Annotated in this window: 16 protein-coding genes and 2 riboswitches; of the genes, 5 read left to right on the top strand and 11 right to left on the bottom strand. The window is 71.6% G+C overall.

Features of this window, described 5'->3' with window-relative positions; genetic code table 11:
• Positions 1-127: 127 nt before the first annotated feature.
• The 3 genes from OHS82_RS14245 to OHS82_RS14255 form a co-directional block, all read right to left on the bottom strand.
• A complete protein-coding gene (locus tag OHS82_RS14245) occupies positions 128-883 on the bottom strand; it encodes an enhanced serine sensitivity protein SseB C-terminal domain-containing protein (protein WP_057584879.1) in 756 nt (251 codons plus the stop codon).
• Positions 884-1090: 207 nt separating this feature from the next.
• Positions 1091-1885, bottom strand: a complete 795-nt coding sequence (locus OHS82_RS14250; RefSeq protein WP_057584877.1) for an enhanced serine sensitivity protein SseB — start codon at positions 1883-1885, stop codon at positions 1091-1093.
• Between the two features lie 94 nt (positions 1886-1979).
• Complete coding sequence (locus OHS82_RS14255) at positions 1980-2699, bottom strand: AAA family ATPase (protein WP_057584875.1); 720 nt, start codon at positions 2697-2699, stop codon at positions 1980-1982.
• Between the two features lie 141 nt (positions 2700-2840).
• Positions 2841-2940, top strand: a riboswitch (glycine riboswitch).
• A riboswitch (glycine riboswitch) is annotated at positions 2941-3062 on the top strand.
• Between the two features lie 75 nt (positions 3063-3137).
• Here OHS82_RS14255 and gcvT point away from each other — a divergent pair.
• The 5 genes from gcvT (at position 3138) to OHS82_RS14280 (ending at position 8027) form a co-directional block, all read left to right on the top strand.
• Positions 3138-4256 (top strand): glycine cleavage system aminomethyltransferase GcvT, encoded by a 1119-nt coding sequence (gcvT, locus tag OHS82_RS14260; protein WP_057584873.1) that lies wholly within the window; start codon positions 3138-3140, stop codon positions 4254-4256.
• Positions 4257-4365: 109 nt separating this feature from the next.
• Entirely contained in the window at positions 4366-4743 is a 378-nt protein-coding gene (gcvH, locus tag OHS82_RS14265; protein WP_057584871.1) for a glycine cleavage system protein GcvH, read from the top strand.
• A gap of 14 nt (positions 4744-4757) precedes the next feature.
• Entirely contained in the window at positions 4758-6020 is a 1263-nt protein-coding gene (gene glyA, locus OHS82_RS14270) for a serine hydroxymethyltransferase (RefSeq protein WP_328433954.1), read from the top strand.
• A gap of 56 nt (positions 6021-6076) precedes the next feature.
• A complete protein-coding gene (locus OHS82_RS14275) occupies positions 6077-7444 on the top strand; it encodes an L-serine ammonia-lyase (RefSeq protein ID WP_328433955.1) in 1368 nt (455 codons plus the stop codon).
• 40 nt (positions 7445-7484) lie between these two features.
• Positions 7485-8027 carry an MOSC domain-containing protein gene (locus OHS82_RS14280; protein ID WP_328433956.1) on the top strand — a complete coding sequence of 181 codons (543 nt, stop codon included), beginning with the start codon at positions 7485-7487 and terminating at the stop codon, positions 8025-8027.
• A 40-nt stretch (positions 8028-8067) separates the two neighbouring features.
• On the opposite strand, the gene OHS82_RS14285 is transcribed toward OHS82_RS14280, so the two are convergent.
• The 8 genes from OHS82_RS14285 to OHS82_RS14320 all read right to left on the bottom strand — a co-directional run bounded on the left by OHS82_RS14285 (position 8068) and on the right by OHS82_RS14320 (position 15592).
• Positions 8068-8730, bottom strand: a complete 663-nt coding sequence (locus tag OHS82_RS14285; RefSeq protein WP_057583550.1) for an NADPH-dependent F420 reductase — start codon at positions 8728-8730, stop codon at positions 8068-8070.
• A 204-nt stretch (positions 8731-8934) separates the two neighbouring features.
• A complete protein-coding gene (locus OHS82_RS14290) occupies positions 8935-9147 on the bottom strand; it encodes an EF-hand domain-containing protein (protein ID WP_266725829.1) in 213 nt (70 codons plus the stop codon).
• A gap of 108 nt (positions 9148-9255) precedes the next feature.
• Complete coding sequence (locus OHS82_RS14295) at positions 9256-10443, bottom strand: YncE family protein (RefSeq protein ID WP_328433957.1); 1188 nt, start codon at positions 10441-10443, stop codon at positions 9256-9258.
• The gene (locus tag OHS82_RS14300) at positions 10443-11249 is read right to left on the bottom strand and encodes a polysaccharide deacetylase family protein (RefSeq protein WP_328433958.1); all 807 of its coding nucleotides are present in this window, start codon (positions 11247-11249) and stop codon (positions 10443-10445) included. The genes OHS82_RS14295 and OHS82_RS14300 overlap by 1 nt, the downstream gene beginning before the upstream one ends.
• Positions 11250-11324: 75 nt before the next feature.
• Entirely contained in the window at positions 11325-11828 is a 504-nt protein-coding gene (locus OHS82_RS14305) for an ATP-binding protein (RefSeq protein WP_057583544.1), read from the bottom strand.
• Between the two features lie 288 nt (positions 11829-12116).
• Entirely contained in the window at positions 12117-12884 is a 768-nt protein-coding gene (locus OHS82_RS14310; protein WP_057583542.1) for an enoyl-CoA hydratase/isomerase family protein, read from the bottom strand.
• Positions 12885-12924: 40 nt separating this feature from the next.
• The gene (locus OHS82_RS14315; RefSeq protein ID WP_199863975.1) at positions 12925-14178 is read right to left on the bottom strand and encodes a L,D-transpeptidase; all 1254 of its coding nucleotides are present in this window, start codon (positions 14176-14178) and stop codon (positions 12925-12927) included.
• Between the two features lie 166 nt (positions 14179-14344).
• The gene (locus OHS82_RS14320) at positions 14345-15592 is read right to left on the bottom strand and encodes a L,D-transpeptidase (protein WP_057583538.1); all 1248 of its coding nucleotides are present in this window, start codon (positions 15590-15592) and stop codon (positions 14345-14347) included.
• Positions 15593-15740 lie beyond the last annotated feature (148 nt).

Here is a 15740-nt window from a genome sequence, read left to right on the forward strand (position 1 = left end):
CGTCGGCGCGGAGCAGCGCACGGGGTCGGCGGCAGGCGCGGTCCCGCGCCCGGCGCGGGCGCGGGTCTGACGGGCGATCAGCGGCCGGGGGCCGGTCCGCGACCGGGCCGGCCGTCGGGCGAGCGGGTCAGTACGGACGCGGGCCCGGGAAACCGTAGCCGCCGCCCGGCCCCTGGGCCGGGGCGGGGGCATGCGCCTCGCGGTCGTAGAAGGGGCGGGCGTTGGCGCGCATCCACATCACGACGGGGTCGTAGTCGTCGGTCATCGCGACCGTGGAGACCGGCAGCCCGTCCGGCACCGCGCCGATGGACTGCTGCATCATCGCCCGCACGGCGTCCACGGCCGGCGGGGAGGAGTCGTACACGTCGAGCCCGATGGCCAGGTAGGGCGCGCCCAGCGCCGGCTGCACCCAGGCCCGGCGCAACGTGCGGACCGCCTGGGCGCGGTGGGCGTTCTGCGCGAGCAGCGCGTAGAACTGCGGGATCTCGATGCCGGGCTCGGACAGCCGGAGCGGCCCGGCGGGCTGGCGCTCCAGGCCGGTGGCGATCCGGCGCAGATCCAGCCACGGGATGCCGACGCCGCCGCCGGGGGCGTGCGGGTTCAGCCAGAGGCCGTAGTGGTCGGGGTAGAGCGTCCGGGCCACGTCCAGCCCGTCGACCACCTCGTAGGACCGGTTCCAGCCGCTCGCGCTGAGCTCCTGGGCGGACGTCACACAGGGCGCGTAGCCGTGCCCTTCGACCTCCATGTTTCCGTACTGGGCGTCCGGGGAGCCGGCCTGCCCGTGCCACAGCAGCATCCAGACCTGGCCCGAGGAGGGGGTCGCGAGCGCGCGCAGGAGCGCCTCGTAGGCGTCGTAGCGCCCGGGCGTGACCTGGCGCAGCATGTGCTCGACCGAGCCGGTCGCGGCAGTGCCAGCGCTCACTTTTTATCGCCCCTTCGAGAAGTTGCCCCGCATCGGAGTCCAGCTTAGGCGCTCCGCCTGGTCGAGCAGTTGAGAGCGGGAGCCCCGCGCCCCGTCGGGCGGCCCGCTCCCCGGCCCCGTGACGGGTGAAGCCCGGAGCAGGCGGCCGGTGAAGCCTCGAGCAGGTGTCTAGTGAAGCCTCGAGTAGAAGGGGCGGACCCGCTCCCTCATCCAGTCGCCCACCGGATCCTGGGCGACGTCGAGGAGGACCAGGTTGACCGGCCAGGGCGCCGCCGCCGTCGTCAGGGCCCTGCCGAGGGCCTCCAGTGGGAGCGCGCGCAGGTCGCCCTCCCACTGGGAGAGCTCCACGCCCACGAACATCACCGGGTCCGCCGTCTCGATCGCGGCCAGGCAGCGGCGGGCGGTGCGGACCACTCCGACGGCCTCGAACTCCGCCGAGGCGGCGGCGAGGAAGTCCATCGGATCGTCCTGCCAGTCCGGCTCGTAGAGGCGGACCCGGCCGCCGGCCGCCGGCCCGTCCAGCGGGGTGCGGCCGGCCCGGCACAGCTCGGCCACGGCGGCCGGCGGCAACGGGACGCCGACCACGCCGTCGGGGTTGACGAGGATGCCCGCCTGCGGCGGCAGCCCCCGTGCGAACTCCACGGCCGGCGCGACGGTGAACGACATGTGCGAGCCGACGACCTGACGGAACTGCTCCTCGGAGCTGAAGACCGGCACGTACACCTGGCCGTCGAGGTCCATCGTGGGCAGGTCGAGGGGGCCGCTGTGCGGGCCGCCGCCGCCGGGGAGCGGCACCCAGACGAAGCTGCGGCCGAGCACCTCCACGATCCGGCCGCCGGCTCCCGGCACGCCGAGGGAGGCGGAGAGCACCTCCTCCAGCTCGTTGCCGGGCCATCCGCCGTGCGAATGGGGGTGCGCCTGCGCCGGGAAGTCCGCGGGGAAGTCCGCCGTGGGGAAGTCCATCTGCCTACCGCCTGCTAAGAACCGCTCACTCTGCTGTGACTGAAAGGCTAGCGGGTGCCGGCGGCACCGCCGCTGCCCGTGGGACCGACGGGCCTCAGCCCGTGAAGCCGATCCGCCGCAGGACGTCGGCGGCGGGCCGGTCGAGCAGGACCGCGGAGCCGCATCCCTCGGGCAGCCGGCCCTTCTCCACCGACCGCAGAAGACGGGCGGCGGCGCGGCGGTGCCGCAGGAACGCGTACCGCGAGACGCCGCGGCCGCGCTCGCGCTGGCCCTGCAGGGCCGTGTCCGCGCCGACGTCGAGGACGAGCAGGTGCAGGGCGCCGCCGCGGCGGCGGGCCGCGCGGGCCAGCCAGTCGCGGACCCAGGCCTGGGCGCCGCAGTCGTGCACCACGACGCCCCCGCCGCCGCGCAGGGCCCGGCGCAGCCCGGCGTAGTGGGCGAGGCGGACCACCGGCCGGTAGAGGGCGTAGGGCAGGAAGCGCGGCATCCGGGCGTCCCAGCGGTCGCGGGTGTCCTGGGAGTCGATGCGCACGCCGTGCACCGCGCGCTTCATCAGGGTGGACTTGCCGCTGCCGGGCAGACCGGTGACCACCACGAGGTCGCGCGGGCCGAAGAGCAGGCCGTGCGGGCTGCGGCCGGCCCGCTCCCGCAGGTCGCGGACGACGGGCGCGGGCTGCCGGGAGCACGCCTCCCGGGTCCGGGCGCCGGGCTGCGCGGGCAGCGCGATCCCCGAGCCGGCCGCGAAGGCCGTGGTCCTCGCCGAGGTCGTCCTCTTCACCGTGATCGTCCTCCCCTGGGGCCAGGTAGTGCTCATCCCCATCGAGCGTAAAGAGAAGGTAATGCGCGGTGCCTCGCGATTTCGTGCGCGTAGCGACACAAGCCGGTTACAGATCCGGCCTGCCGCGACGGGGGCGGGCCGTGCGATGATGGCCGCGCCAACTGCATACCGGCCGTTTGAATCCGCGCGGGAGAGTCCTCAGCAGCAGTTCCGCTGGGGCGCCGAAGGAGCAAGTCCCTCCCTTGAATCTCTCAGGCCCCGTTACCGCGCGGGCGAGGCACATCTGAAAAGCGGGCCGCCGTCTTCGGCGGTCCCACCCACGGTGCAAGCCATGTCCCGCCCCCGCTCGCAGCGGTGGTCATGGCGAACCTCTCAGGTTCCGATGACAGATGGGGAGGAACGACCTCGCCGTCCCCCCGCGTCCGGTTTCACTCGCGCGGGAGGGGCCCCGTCGCCTTGGGAGACGAACGACCGATGAGCAGTACCGCACCCCGTCACACCGCGCTCGATGCCCTGCATCGCTCGCTCGGCGCGACGATGACCGACTTCGCCGGCTGGGACATGCCCCTGCGCTACGGCTCCGAACGCGACGAGCATCTCGCCGTCCGCACCCGGGCCGGGCTCTTCGACCTCTCGCACATGGGCGAGATCACGGTGACCGGCCCGGAGGCGGCCGAGTTCCTGAACTTCGCCCTGGTCGGCGACCTCGCCGCCGTGCGCGTGGGCCGCGCCCGCTACACCATGATCTGCGCCGAGGACGGCGGCATCCTCGACGACCTCATCGTCTACCGGCTGGCCGACGCCGAGTACATGATCGTCTCCAACGCCTCCAACGCCCAGAACGTCCTGAACGAGCTGGGCAACCTGGCCGAGGAGTTCGAGGTCGAGGTCCGCGACGACCGCGACGCCTACGCCCTGATCGCCGTCCAGGGACCGGAGTCGCCCGGCATCCTCGCGGCCGTCACCGACGCCGACCTCGACGGCCTGAAGTACTACGCGGGCCTGCCGGGCACCGTCGCCGGCGTCCCCGCGCTCATCGCGCGCACCGGTTACACCGGCGAGGACGGCTTCGAGCTGTTCGTGAAGCCGGAGCACGCCGTCGAGCTGTGGCAGGCGCTGACCAAGGCCGGCGAGGGCGCCGGGCTGGTCCCCTGCGGTCTGTCCTGCCGCGACACGCTGCGCCTGGAGGCGGGCATGCCGCTGTACGGGCACGAGCTGAGCACCTCCCTCACCCCCTTCGACGCGGGCCTCGGGCGCGTGGTGAAGTTCGAGAAGGACGGCGACTTCGTCGGGCGCGAGGCGCTCGCCGCGGCGGCCGCACTGGCCGAGCGGCAGCCGCCGCGCGTCCTGGTCGGCCTGGTCGCCGAGGGCCGCCGCGTCCCGCGCGCCGGGTACGCGGTCGTGGCGGGCGGCGAGGTGATCGGCGAGGTGACCTCCGGAGCGCCGTCCCCGACCCTGGGCAAGCCGATCGCGATGGCCTACGTCGACGCCGCGCACGCCGCGCCCGGCGCTCCGGGCGTGGGCGTGGACATCCGGGGCAGCCACGAGCCGTACGAGGTCGTGGCGCTGCCCTTCTACAAGCGCCAGAAGTAGACACTGGGCCCCGGGCCGAGGGTGACACTGCGCACATTCCCGCTGCTCACCCGTGCCCTGGACCGTCCCCCTTCATCACCACTCCCCCGCGTACAGGAGAATTCAGGCCATGAGCAACCCCCAGCAGCTGCGCTACAGCAAGGAGCACGAGTGGCTGTCGGTCGCCGAGGACGGCGTCTCGACGGTCGGCATCACGGAGCACGCGGCTAACGCGCTCGGTGACGTGGTCTTCGTCCAGCTCCCGGAGGCCGGCGCCACGGTGGCCGCGGGCGAGTCCTGCGGCGAACTGGAGTCGACCAAGTCGGTCAGCGAGCTGTACGCCCCGGTCTCCGGTGAGATCACCGAGGTCAACCAGGACGTCGTCGACGACCCGGCGCTGGTGAACTCCGCTCCCTTCGAGGGCGGGTGGCTGTTCAAGGTACGCATCACGGGCGAGCCGGACGATCTGCTCTCCGCTGACGAGTACACCGCCTACACCGCCGGCTGAGGAGTCGTAGTCGCATGTCCGTCCTGAACACGTCCCTGCACGAGCTCGATCCGGAGATCGCGGCCGCGGTCGACGCCGAGCTGCACCGCCAGCAGTCCACGCTCGAGATGATCGCCTCGGAGAACTTCGCGCCGCTCGCGGTCATGGAGGCCCAGGGCTCGGTCCTGACCAACAAGTACGCCGAGGGCTACCCCGGCCGCCGCTACTACGGCGGCTGCGAACACGTCGACGTCGCCGAGCAGATCGCCATCGACCGGGTCAAGGACCTCTTCGGCGCCGAGTACGCCAACGTCCAGCCCCACTCCGGCGCCTCCGCCAACCAGGCGGCCCTGTTCGCCCTGGCCCAGCCCGGCGACACCATCCTCGGCCTGGACCTCGCCCACGGCGGCCACCTCACCCACGGCATGCGCCTGAACTTCTCCGGCAAGCAGTTCGACGTCGTCGCCTACCACGTCGACGACGCCGGACTCGTCGACATGGCCGAGGTCGAACGCCTCGCGAAGGAACACCGCCCCAAGGTGATCATCGCCGGCTGGTCGGCATACCCGCGACAGCTCGACTTCGCCGAGTTCCGCCGCATCGCCGACGAGGTCGAGGCCTTCCTGTGGGTCGACATGGCCCACTTCGCCGGCCTCGTCGCCGCCGGGCTGCACCCCAACCCGGTTCCCTACGCCGACGTCGTCACCTCCACCACCCACAAGACCCTGGGCGGACCCCGCGGCGGCATCATCCTCGCGAAGAAGGAGTTCGCGAAGAAGCTGAACTCCTCCGTCTTCCCCGGCTTCCAGGGCGGCCCCCTGGAACACGTCATCGCCGCCAAGGCCGTCTCCTTCAAGGTCGCCGCGAGCGACGACTTCAGGGAACGCCAGCGCCGCACGGTCGAAGGCGCCAAGATCCTCGCCGAACGCCTCACCGCACCCGACGCCCGCGAGGCCGGCGTGAACGTCCTGTCCGGCGGCACCGACGTCCACCTCATCCTCGTCGACCTGCGCAACTCCGCACTGGACGGACAGCAGGCCGAGGACCGCCTCCACGAGGTCGGCATCACCGTCAACCGCAACGCCGTCCCCGACGACCCGCGCCCGCCGATGGTCACCTCCGGCCTGCGCATCGGCACCCCCGCCCTGGCCACCCGCGGCTTCACCGCCGAGGACTTCGCCGAGGTCGCCGACGTCATCGCCCAGACCCTCAAACCCACCTACGACACCCACACCCTCAAGGCCCGGGTCACCGCCCTCGCGCACAAGCACCCCCTGTACCCCGGCCTGAACAAGTAGTTCCCCGGTGGGGGCGCCCGACTTCGTGCGCCCCCGCCCTCTCCCGAGGAGTTCCCGTGGCCATCTCGGTCTTCGACCTGTTCTCGATCGGCATCGGCCCGTCCAGCTCCCACACGGTCGGCCCGATGCGGGCGGCGCGCATGTTCGCGCGGCGGCTGCGCAACGAGTCCCTGCTGGACTCCGCCGCCTCGGTCCGCTGCGAGCTGTACGGCTCGCTCGGCGCGACCGGGCACGGCCACGGCACGCCCAAGGCGGTCCTGCTGGGCCTGGAGGGCTCCTCGCCGCGCACGGTGGACGTGGAGACCGCCGACGAGCGGGTGGTGGAGATCCGCGGTTCCGGGCGGCTGCGCCTGCTGGGCTCGCACGAGATCCCGTTCTCCTTCGACGACGATCTCGTCCTGCACCGTCGCAAGGCCCTCCCGTACCACGCCAACGGCATGACCATATGGGCCCATGACGCGCAGGGCGCCGAACTGCTGTCGAAGACGTACTACTCGGTCGGCGGCGGGTTCGTCGTGGACGAGGAGGCGGTCGGCGCGGACCGCATCAAACTCGACGACGCGGTGCTGAAGTACCCCTTCCGCACGGGCGACGAGCTGCTGCGTCTCACCAAGGAGACCGGCCTGTCGATCTCCGCGCTGATGCTGGAGAACGAGCGGACCTGGCGTACGGAGGACGAGATCCGGGCGGGCCTGCTGGAGCTGTGGCAGGTGATGCAGGGGTGCGTCTCGCGGGGCATGTCCCGTGAGGGCATCCTGCCGGGCGGTCTGCGCGTCCGCCGCCGCGCCGCCATGACGGCCCGTCAACTCCGCGCGGAGGGCGATGCGTTGGCCCACTCCATGGAGTGGATCACGCTGTACGCGATGGCCGTGAACGAGGAGAACGCGGCCGGCGGCAGGGTGGTCACCGCTCCCACGAACGGCGCGGCCGGCATCATCCCGGCGGTGCTGCACTACTACATGAACTTCGTGCCGGGCGCCGACGAGGACGGTGTCGTCCGCTTCCTTCTCGCGGCCGGCGCGATCGGCATGCTCTTCAAGGAGAACGCCTCCATCTCCGGCGCCGAGGTCGGCTGCCAGGGCGAGGTCGGCTCGGCCTGCTCGATGGCGGCGGGTGCGCTCGCCGAGGTCCTCGGTGGCTCCCCGGAACAGGTGGAGAACGCGGCCGAGATCGGCATGGAGCACAACCTCGGCCTCACCTGCGACCCGGTGGGCGGCCTGGTCCAGATCCCGTGCATCGAGCGCAACGGCATGGCCGCGGTCAAGGCGGTCACCGCGGCCCGGATGGCCATGCGCGGCGACGGCTCGCACAAGGTGTCCCTCGACAAGGTCATCAAGACGATGAAGGACACCGGCGCGGACATGAGCGTCAAGTACAAGGAGACGGCCCGGGGCGGTCTCGCGGTGAACATCATCGAGTGCTGAACCGCCCGGAACGGGCGGCAGGACGAACGGGGGGACCAGGATGAGCGGCTCGGTCGGCGCCGTCAGCAGCAACGGCACGTACTCCTTCACCAAGCCCAACCGCGAGAGCATCACGCTGGTCGCCGGGCTCGGGGTGGCGGGCGACGTGCACGCCGGAGCCACGGTGAAGCATCGGTTCCGGATGAAGAAGGACCCCTCGCAGCCGAATCTGCGGCAGGTGCACCTCATCCACGAGGAGCTCTTCGAGGAGGTGCGCGCGGCAGGGTTCGAGGTGGCCGCCGGACAGCTCGGGGAGAACGTGACCACCCGGGGGATCGATCTCCTCGGACTGCCCGTCGGTACGCGGCTGCGGCTCGGTGCGGAGGCCGTGGTGCGGGTGACGGGACTGCGCAATCCCTGCGCGCAGATCGACGCGTTCCGAAAGGGGCTGATGAAGCAGGTCGTCGGGCGGACCGCGGACGGCCGCCCGGCCTTCAGGGCCGGGATCATGAGCGTCGTGCTGACCGGGGGCGTCGTGCGGCCCGGCGACCCGATCACGGTCGAGCTGCCGGACGGGCCGCACGTGCCCCTCGAGATCGTCTGACCCCACCCTCGTCGGGCCGGACGAAAGCCGGGGGCGGCTCCTAGCCGCGGAAGGCCTCCGGGCGTTCCGGGCTCGCGTCGGCCAGGGCCTTGGCGACGGCCTCGACTCCGGCCTGCAGACCGTAGACCGGGGTGTCGGGCTGCTGGCGCCAGGAGTCGGCGATGCCGCCCGCGTCGACGGTGTCGAAGCCGAGCTCGTCGATCAGGGCGCGCACCTTCGCCTTGGCCGCCTCGTCGTCGCCGGCGACCGGGAGCGCGATGCGGTCGGGGTGGCCGGCGGCCAGCGGACGGTCCAGGAGGTCCTGGGCGTAGGTGCCGTTGAAGGCCTTGACGACCGGGTGCCCGAGCTGCCGCTCGACCCAGCGGCTCTCGGTGAGGCCCTCGTCCTCGATGGCCGCGATCCGCCCGTCGCGTTGGCGCGGGTAGTAGTTGTTGGTGTCGACGACGACCAGGCCGTCGGCCGCGCCGTCCAGGATGCCGGACGGCAGGTCCGGAACGGCCTTCAGCGGGACGGTGATCACCACGATCTCGGCGCCGCGAGCCGCCTCCCCGACGGCGACGGGGGTGGCCCCCGTCTCCTCGGCGAGCTCCGTGAGCGTGTGCGGGCCGCGGGAGTTCGCGACGGAGACGTCGTGGCCGAGGGCGGCGAGGCGCCGGGTGAGGTTGCCGCCGATGTTGCCCGCGCCGATGATGCCGATCTTCATGACAGGCCTTGCCTTCCAGGAATCGTGCTGGTCGATGAACACCGAATAATCAATGCACACGCATGCTTCTGGTTGACGTCAACCCGGCCCGGCGGGGATCTATTCCGGTCCCCCACGACGAACTGCGGCCCCGAGGCCCTGCGGCACGAGGCCCCGAGGCACGACGAAGGGGGCGCCTCGCGGCGCCCCCTCTGCCGGTTCACGTCACTTGTTCAGGTGGGCCCAGAACTCGTCGAACGAGAGGACCTTGTCGCCGTTCAGGTCGCGGGACTTGATGATGGCCTCGGCGACCGACTCCGTGACGTTCCAGTCGCCCTCCTGAGCCAGGGCGGTCTTGAACTCGGCCGCGGTGATGAAGCCGTCGCCGTCCGTGTCGATCCGCTGGAAATGGTTGCGCGCTTCTTCGATGTCGGCCACCGGTCCGCCCCTCTTCTTCATGCCTTGCGGGCACATGTGCTGTTCTGCTGTCCAACTGACGCAGGCCAGATTAACGGCCCCGCCGGACGCCGGACGCAGGACCTCCCGCTAGCGGAAGACGCCCGTGTGGCCGAGCGAGTAGCGGCCGGGCTGCGGATAGACGGCCAGGCCGTGCGGGCCTCCGCCGACCTTGATGCGGGCGATCTGGCGCCCGTCGGCGGTGTCGATCGCGTACACCTCGGAGTTGTACCGCCCGGACAGCCACAGGACCTTGCCGTCCGCCGAGACGCCGCCCATGTCGGGGCTGCCGCCGTCCGGGAGACGCCACTTCCTGGTGAGCTCGCCCTTGGTGAAGTCGAAGACGGAGACGGTGCCCTCACCGCGGTTGGTGACGTACATCTCGCGGGAGTCGCGGCTGACGTACAGCCCGTGGCAGCCCTTGCCGGTGTGCAGGAACCGCGGCTTGTCGAAGGTGGCGCCGTCGACGATCCACATGCCGTGGGCCATCATGTCGGCGATGTAGAACAGCTTGCCGTCCGGCGAGACCTTCACGTCCTGCGGCATGGCGCCCTTGAGGGGCAGTTTCTGCTGGGCGACGACCTTCATCCGCTCGGTGTCGACCTTCAGCAGTTCTCCGCTGAACTCGCAGGACACGATGAAGTACTTCCCGTCCAGCGAGAAGTCGGCGTGGTTGACGCCGTAGCAGGTGACCGGTTCGGTCTTGATCCGCTTCATCGTGTGCGGGTCCCGGAAGACCAGCTCGCGGTCGAGGGAGGCCATGACGACGGCGTACTTGCCGTTGGGCGTGAAGTAGAGGTTGTAGGGGTCGTGCACCTCGACCGGCTTGCCCGCCTTCCCGGTCGCGGGGTCGATCGGGGTGAGGGTGTTCCCACGGTCGTTGTTGACCCACAGGGTCTTCAGGTCCCAGGAGGGGACGACGTGCTGGGGCTGGCGTCCGACGCGGATCGTCTCGATCACCCGGTACGTCTTCGGATCGATGACGGATACGGTGTCGGACTCGGTGTTGGGGACGTAAACCCGGGGCGGGAAGCCCTTGACCACCGGGGAGAGCCGGTTCGGGCGGTCGGCCGCGTAGACGTCCTTGGGGTCGAGCACGGGCGGCATGCCCGGCAGGCCGTCGACGACCGGTCTGGCGGGCTTCACGGGCGCGGGCACGGCCCGCTCGGTGGTCCGGCCCGTCCCGTCCGCGCCGCTGCGGGTATCGGTGCCGCAGGCGGCGAGGACGGCGAGGGCGGCGCCGGTGAGCAGGGCGCTTGTGGCGAGGTTGCGGTGCATCAGCCGATCAGCTCCGTGGCAGTGACCGCGCGCAGTCCGCGGCGGTCGAGTTCGTCCAGCAGGGCGGGGAGTGCGGCGACCGTGTCCGCGTACCCGAAGTGCAGGCTCACGACGGACCCGTTGCGGACCTTGTCGAGGACGTTGCGGGCGACGGCGGGGGCGCCGGGGGAGGTGAAGTCGAGGGAGTCGACGTCGTAGGACAGGACGTGCGGGTAGCCGGCCCGCCGGGCCAGCGCGGCGACGAGCGGGGAGGCGCGGGAGGCGCGGGAGGGCCGGAACCAGGTGCCGACGGATCCGGTGAGCCGGCGCAGCCGCTGTGCGCACCCGGTGATCTCGGCCGTCGCCTCGGCCTCGGACATCGCGTTGACGTCCAGATGCCGCTGGGTGTGGTTGCCGAGGTCGTGGCCGCCGTCGAGGACCCGGCGGGCGACGTCGGGGTGTTCGTCGAGCCAGGTCCCGACGGCGAGGACGGTGACCCGGGCGCCGTGCCGTTCGGCTTCGCCGAGCAGGGCCCGGGCGACGGCGGGATCGCCCTGTCCGTGGAAGGTGAGGGCGACCTGGGGGCGGCCGCGGGGACCGTGCGTGATCTGGGCGGGCTGACCGGGGAAGGCGCGCGGAGCGGGGGCGGCCGGGGACCGGGCGGCGGAGGGCCGGGAGACGGGGGACCGGGAGACGGCGGCGGGCTGGACGGCGGCGCCGGAGGAGGGCACGGCGGGCGAGCACCCGGCCGCGAACGCACCCCCGGCGACGAGCCCGGCGCCCGCCCGCAGCGCGGAACGGCGGTCGGATGGGGTCACCCGCACCATTTAAGGGGTGATATGTCGCGATTCCGGCCATTGACGCCTCGGCCGCGTCCGCCGGCCGGGCGCGGGACGGACCGGTCAGCGGTCGGCGACCCGCATCTCGAACCAGGTCGTCTTGCCGCGGGGCAGCAGGTCGACCCCCCACCGGTCGGACAGCTTGTCGACGAGGAAGAGGCCCCGCCCGCTGACGTCCATCTCCTGAACCGGCATCAGACAGGGCAGCCCGCGGGAGGGATCGCGGACCTCCACGCGGATCCAGCCGCGCCGGCGCCGCATCCGCAGGCCGAAGACGCGGGCGCCGGTGTGCCGCACGGCGTTGCCGACGAGTTCGGAGACGAGCAGCACCACGTCCTCGGTCGTCTTGGGGCCGAGCCCCCACTGGCGCAGGACCACGACCTGGGCCAGCCGGCGGGCCGCGGCGGCGGACTCGGGACGGGAGGGCAACGGAACCTCGCCCTCCGTCGGGTTGCCGAACAACTCCAGCGCTTTGAGCGCCCGTTCGTCCTCGACCGCAGGCGACCAGCGTGCCGCGGCCGCACGGCTGTGTCCCCGCGGCTGTTCGATGCCCTCCAGCCCCGCCATGCCCCCATCATGGCCGCCCCGAGCCCCCTCCGGGGCCGTTCCTGTGGAATACGCCCCCCGGAATCCCCCGTTCCGATCGACCCGTTCGGCATATGCCAGCGGCAGCGCAGATGCCGACAAACCCTCCCTGACCTGCTGCGGACATCCGCCCCGAGGCAGGCGACGGGGACCCTCGACACAACAGGCTCAAGGTCGCCTCAAGGTTCCCGTAAACCGCCCCATCGGGGGACGCGGGTGAGACGCCCCGTCAAGAGCAAGTGCCGGCGACGCCCCCGAAAGAGACCTCACTCACAGGAACTTGGCCTTGCCGGGCCCTTCCGCCACGAAGCTGCGCATGCCCGTCTCACGGTCGGCGGTGGCGAACAGACCGGCGAACCAGGTGCGTTCCACCGCCAGGCCCGTCTCGATGTCCGTCTCCAGACCGGTGTCGACCGCCTCCTTCGCGGCGCGCAGCGCGAGCGCCGGTCCCTGCGCCAGCTTCGCCGCCCAGGCGTGCGCCTCCGTGTACACGTCGGCGGCCGGCACCACCCGGTCCACCAGGCCGAGGGTCAGCGCCTCGTCCGCCTTGACCATCCGGCCCGTGAAGATCAGGTCCTTCGCCCTGGAGGGGCCGATCAGCCGGGAGAGACGCTGAGTGCCGCCGGCCCCGGGGATCAGCCCGAGCAGGATCTCCGGCTGGCCCAGCTTCGCGCTGTCCCCGGCGATGCGGAAGTCCGCGCAGAGCGCGAGTTCACAGCCACCGCCCAGCGCGTACCCGGTCACGGCCGCCACGACCGGCTTGGGGATGCGGGCCACCGCGGTGAAGGACTCCTGCAGGGCACGGGAGCGCAGCACCATCGCGGTGTGGTCCATGTCCTGCATCTCCTTGATGTCCGCGCCCGCCGCGAACACCTTCTCGCCGCCGTACAGGACGACCGCGCGGACGTCGCCGCGCCGGGTCGCCTCCTCGGCGAGCTCCTTGAGACGGTCCTGTGTGGCGACGTCCAGCGCGTTCATGGGCGGGCGGTCGAGGCGGATCGTGCCGACGCCTTCGGCGACTTCGAGATTCACGGTCATGGCAGCAGGTTAACCACCACTAACGCGGGCGGGGGGAACCCTACTTCTTCCAGTCCGCCCAGGAGATGTTCCAGCCGTTGAGGCCGTTGGACGGGTCGACCGTCGGGTCGGTGGAGTTCTTCACGACGACCACGTCGCCGACCATCGACTGGTTGAAGAACCACGCGGCCGGCACGGAGCCGTCGTAGCCGCCGCGCACGTCCCGCAGGCCGATGCAGCCGTGGCTGGCGTTGTAGTTGCCGAAAGCGTCGCCGCCCCAGTAGTTGCCGTGCACGAAGGTGCCGGAGTTGGTCAGCCGCATGGCGTGCGGGACGTCCTTGATGTCGTACTCGCCGTCGTAGCCGACCGTGTCGCCGTTCATGCGGGTCACGGTGAACTTCTCGCTGATGACCATCTGGCCGTTCCAGGTGGCGTAGCCGGGCTTGCCGGTGGTGACCGGGACGGTCTTGACGACCTTGCCCTCCCGCATGACCTTCATCGTGTGCTTCTTGGCGTCCACGACGGTCACCTGGTCGCGGCCGATGGTGAAGGACAGCTTCTTGGACTGCTTGCCGTAGACGCCCTTGCGGCCCTCGACGCCGTCGAGGTTCAGCTCGACCGTCACCTTGGTGCCGGCCTTCCAGTACTTCTCCGGGCGGAAGTCCAGACGGTCGTTGCCGAACCAGTGGCCCTCGACCTCGACCGCCGGCACGGTCGTGATCCTGATGGCCTTCTCGACGTCCGCCGGCTTGGTGATGCCCCGGGTGAAACGGACCGAGAACGGCATGCCGACGCCGACCGTGGAGCCGTCCTCGGGCGTGAAGTTGCCGATGAAGGTGTTCTGCGGGCTCAGCGTGGTGAAGGCGGAGTCCTCGGCGGCCGTGCGGCCGGCGGAGTCCTTGGCGACCGCGTGCACCTGGTACGCGGTGGACGCGGCCAGGTGCGTGGCGGGCGTCCAGCCGGCGCCGTCCGCCGAGATCGCGCCGTCGATCTTCCTGCCCTTGGCGTCCTTGACGGTGACCTCGGTCAGCTTGCCCTTGGCCGCGGTGACCTTGAGGGCGCCGCTGGTGTCCACGTCCTTCGCGCCGGTCTTCGGGGCGATGGTGACGACCGCCTCCGACTGCTTGCTCTCCACGGCGGCCGTGGACCCCTTGTCGCCGTCGGCCTTCGCGTCGGACCCGGAACCCGAGCCCTCACCGCCCCCGCCGCACGCCGTGACGGCGAGCAGCATCCCGCCCACGATCAGCGCCAGCCGTCTGTTGCGGCCCCGTGAGCGCCCGCCAACCGACGCCCCCGATATCGGTCGCACGTTCAAGTCGTTCTCCCCTCGCAAGGCCCTGGTCAGGCCCCCACCCCAGCGCTCCCGCGCGATCTCTGGCGCATATTAACCGTACGAATTTGAGCTTCGTGTCAGGCCAAGGTCACCGTTCCGTCCCAACTGGGACCACGCAACGGCGGGGATGGTTGCACCGGGAGGAAGGTCAGTTCAGGGCGCTGCCCGCCGTCCACTCCCGCCAGGTCATGTTCCAGCCGCCGAGGCCGTTGTCCGGGGCGACCTGCTTGTCCTTGCTGTGGACCACCTCGACGACGTCGCCGACGAGCGAACGGTCGAAGAACCAGCCCGCGGGCGTGTCCGAGCCGCCGCCCTTCACGTCCCGCAGACCCACGCAGCCGTGGCTGACGTTGGCCCTGCCGAAGACGTCCTGCGCCCAGTAGTTGCCGTGCAGGAAGGTGCCGGAACCGGTCAGCCGCATGGCGTGCGGAACATCCGGAATGTCGTACTCGCCCTTGCCGTTCGCCTTCTTGAAACCGACCGTGGCGCCGTTCATCCGGGTCAGCTCCAGCATCTCGCTCACCACCATCTTGCCGTTGTAGGTGGTGTTCTCGGGCGATCCGGCCGTGATCGGCACCGTGGCCAGCAGTTCGCCGTCCCGCCGCACCTGCATCGTGTGCTTCGCGGCGTCCACCAGGGACACCTGGCTGCGGCCGACGGTGAAGGAGAACGACTTGTCCTGGAGGCCGTAGACGCCGGGCGCCCCCTCGACGTCCCGCAGCGCGAGGTCGACCGTGACCTCGGTGCCCGGCCGCCAGTACTCCTCGGGGCGGAAGTCGAGCCGGGTGTCGCCGAACCAGTGCGCCCGGATCTCGGTGGCGGGCTCGGCCGTGACCCGGACGGCGCGTTCGACGGCCGCGCGGTCGCCGATCTCGCGGTTGAACTCCAGCGAGACGATCATCCCGGTGCCCACGGTGGCCCGGTTCTCGGGCGTGACGTACCCGATGAAGCGCTTCTCGGGGACGAAGGTGGTGAACGTGGTGTGCCGCGCCGAACGGTTGCCCTCCCCGTCCAGCGCCACCACGTCGACCGTGTAGCGGGCGGCGAGCCCGAGCCGGGCCTCGGCCGGCCGCCAGCTCAGACCGTCCGCGGCGATCCGCCCCTTCACCTCGCTCTCCCGCGCGTCCTGCGATCTGACGACCTTCACCGACTCCAGCCGTCCGTCCGGCACCCGCACCGACAGATCCGTCCCGGGCCGCACGCCCCGCGCGCCGTCCTGAGGGGTGACGCGGATGACGTCCTCGGGGGCGGGGGGCTTGCCCAGCATCCGGTCGAGTCCGCTGCGGCTGTCACCTCCGCCGGTACAGCCGGCGGCCCCGGCCAGCAGTCCTGCCCATGTCAGTACGGCGGCCAGTGCGATCCCCGCGCGCCGTGCGCGCCCATGTACATGCCTCACGGGGTGTCCAACGACCGGGCACGCTCCGGGGAAACGTGAGTGCGAGGGCCGCTCTGGGCAGACATGGGGGGAGGACGACGCGAAAGGGAGCCGCGGACGGGACACCGCGCGCTCCTCTCCCCCGTCGTCCCACGAGCCGCGGGAGGGC

This window comes from Streptomyces sp. NBC_00425 (genome assembly GCF_036030735.1).
GTDB lineage: Bacteria > Actinomycetota > Actinomycetes > Streptomycetales > Streptomycetaceae > Streptomyces.

Excerpts from the sequence above, each read along its gene's own strand:
- OHS82_RS14245 (WP_057584879.1), bottom strand. The coding sequence starts at position 883 with ATGCTGCGCCAGGTCACGCCCGGGCGCTACGACGCCTACGAGGCGCTC.
- OHS82_RS14250 (WP_057584877.1), bottom strand. The coding sequence starts at position 1,885 with ATGGACTTCCCCACGGCGGACTTCCCCGCGGACTTCCCGGCGCAGGCG.
- OHS82_RS14255 (WP_057584875.1), bottom strand. The coding sequence starts at position 2,699 with ATGAGCACTACCTGGCCCCAGGGGAGGACGATCACGGTGAAGAGGACG.
- gcvT (WP_057584873.1), top strand. The coding sequence starts at position 3,138 with ATGAGCAGTACCGCACCCCGTCACACCGCGCTCGATGCCCTGCATCGC.
- gcvH (WP_057584871.1), top strand. The coding sequence starts at position 4,366 with ATGAGCAACCCCCAGCAGCTGCGCTACAGCAAGGAGCACGAGTGGCTG.
- glyA (WP_328433954.1), top strand. The coding sequence starts at position 4,758 with ATGTCCGTCCTGAACACGTCCCTGCACGAGCTCGATCCGGAGATCGCG.
- OHS82_RS14280 (WP_328433956.1), top strand. The coding sequence starts at position 7,485 with ATGAGCGGCTCGGTCGGCGCCGTCAGCAGCAACGGCACGTACTCCTTC.
- OHS82_RS14285 (WP_057583550.1), bottom strand. The coding sequence starts at position 8,730 with ATGAAGATCGGCATCATCGGCGCGGGCAACATCGGCGGCAACCTCACC.
- OHS82_RS14295 (WP_328433957.1), bottom strand. The coding sequence starts at position 10,443 with ATGCACCGCAACCTCGCCACAAGCGCCCTGCTCACCGGCGCCGCCCTC.
- OHS82_RS14300 (WP_328433958.1), bottom strand. The coding sequence starts at position 11,249 with ATGGTGCGGGTGACCCCATCCGACCGCCGTTCCGCGCTGCGGGCGGGC.
- OHS82_RS14305 (WP_057583544.1), bottom strand. The coding sequence starts at position 11,828 with ATGGCGGGGCTGGAGGGCATCGAACAGCCGCGGGGACACAGCCGTGCG.
- OHS82_RS14310 (WP_057583542.1), bottom strand. The coding sequence starts at position 12,884 with ATGACCGTGAATCTCGAAGTCGCCGAAGGCGTCGGCACGATCCGCCTC.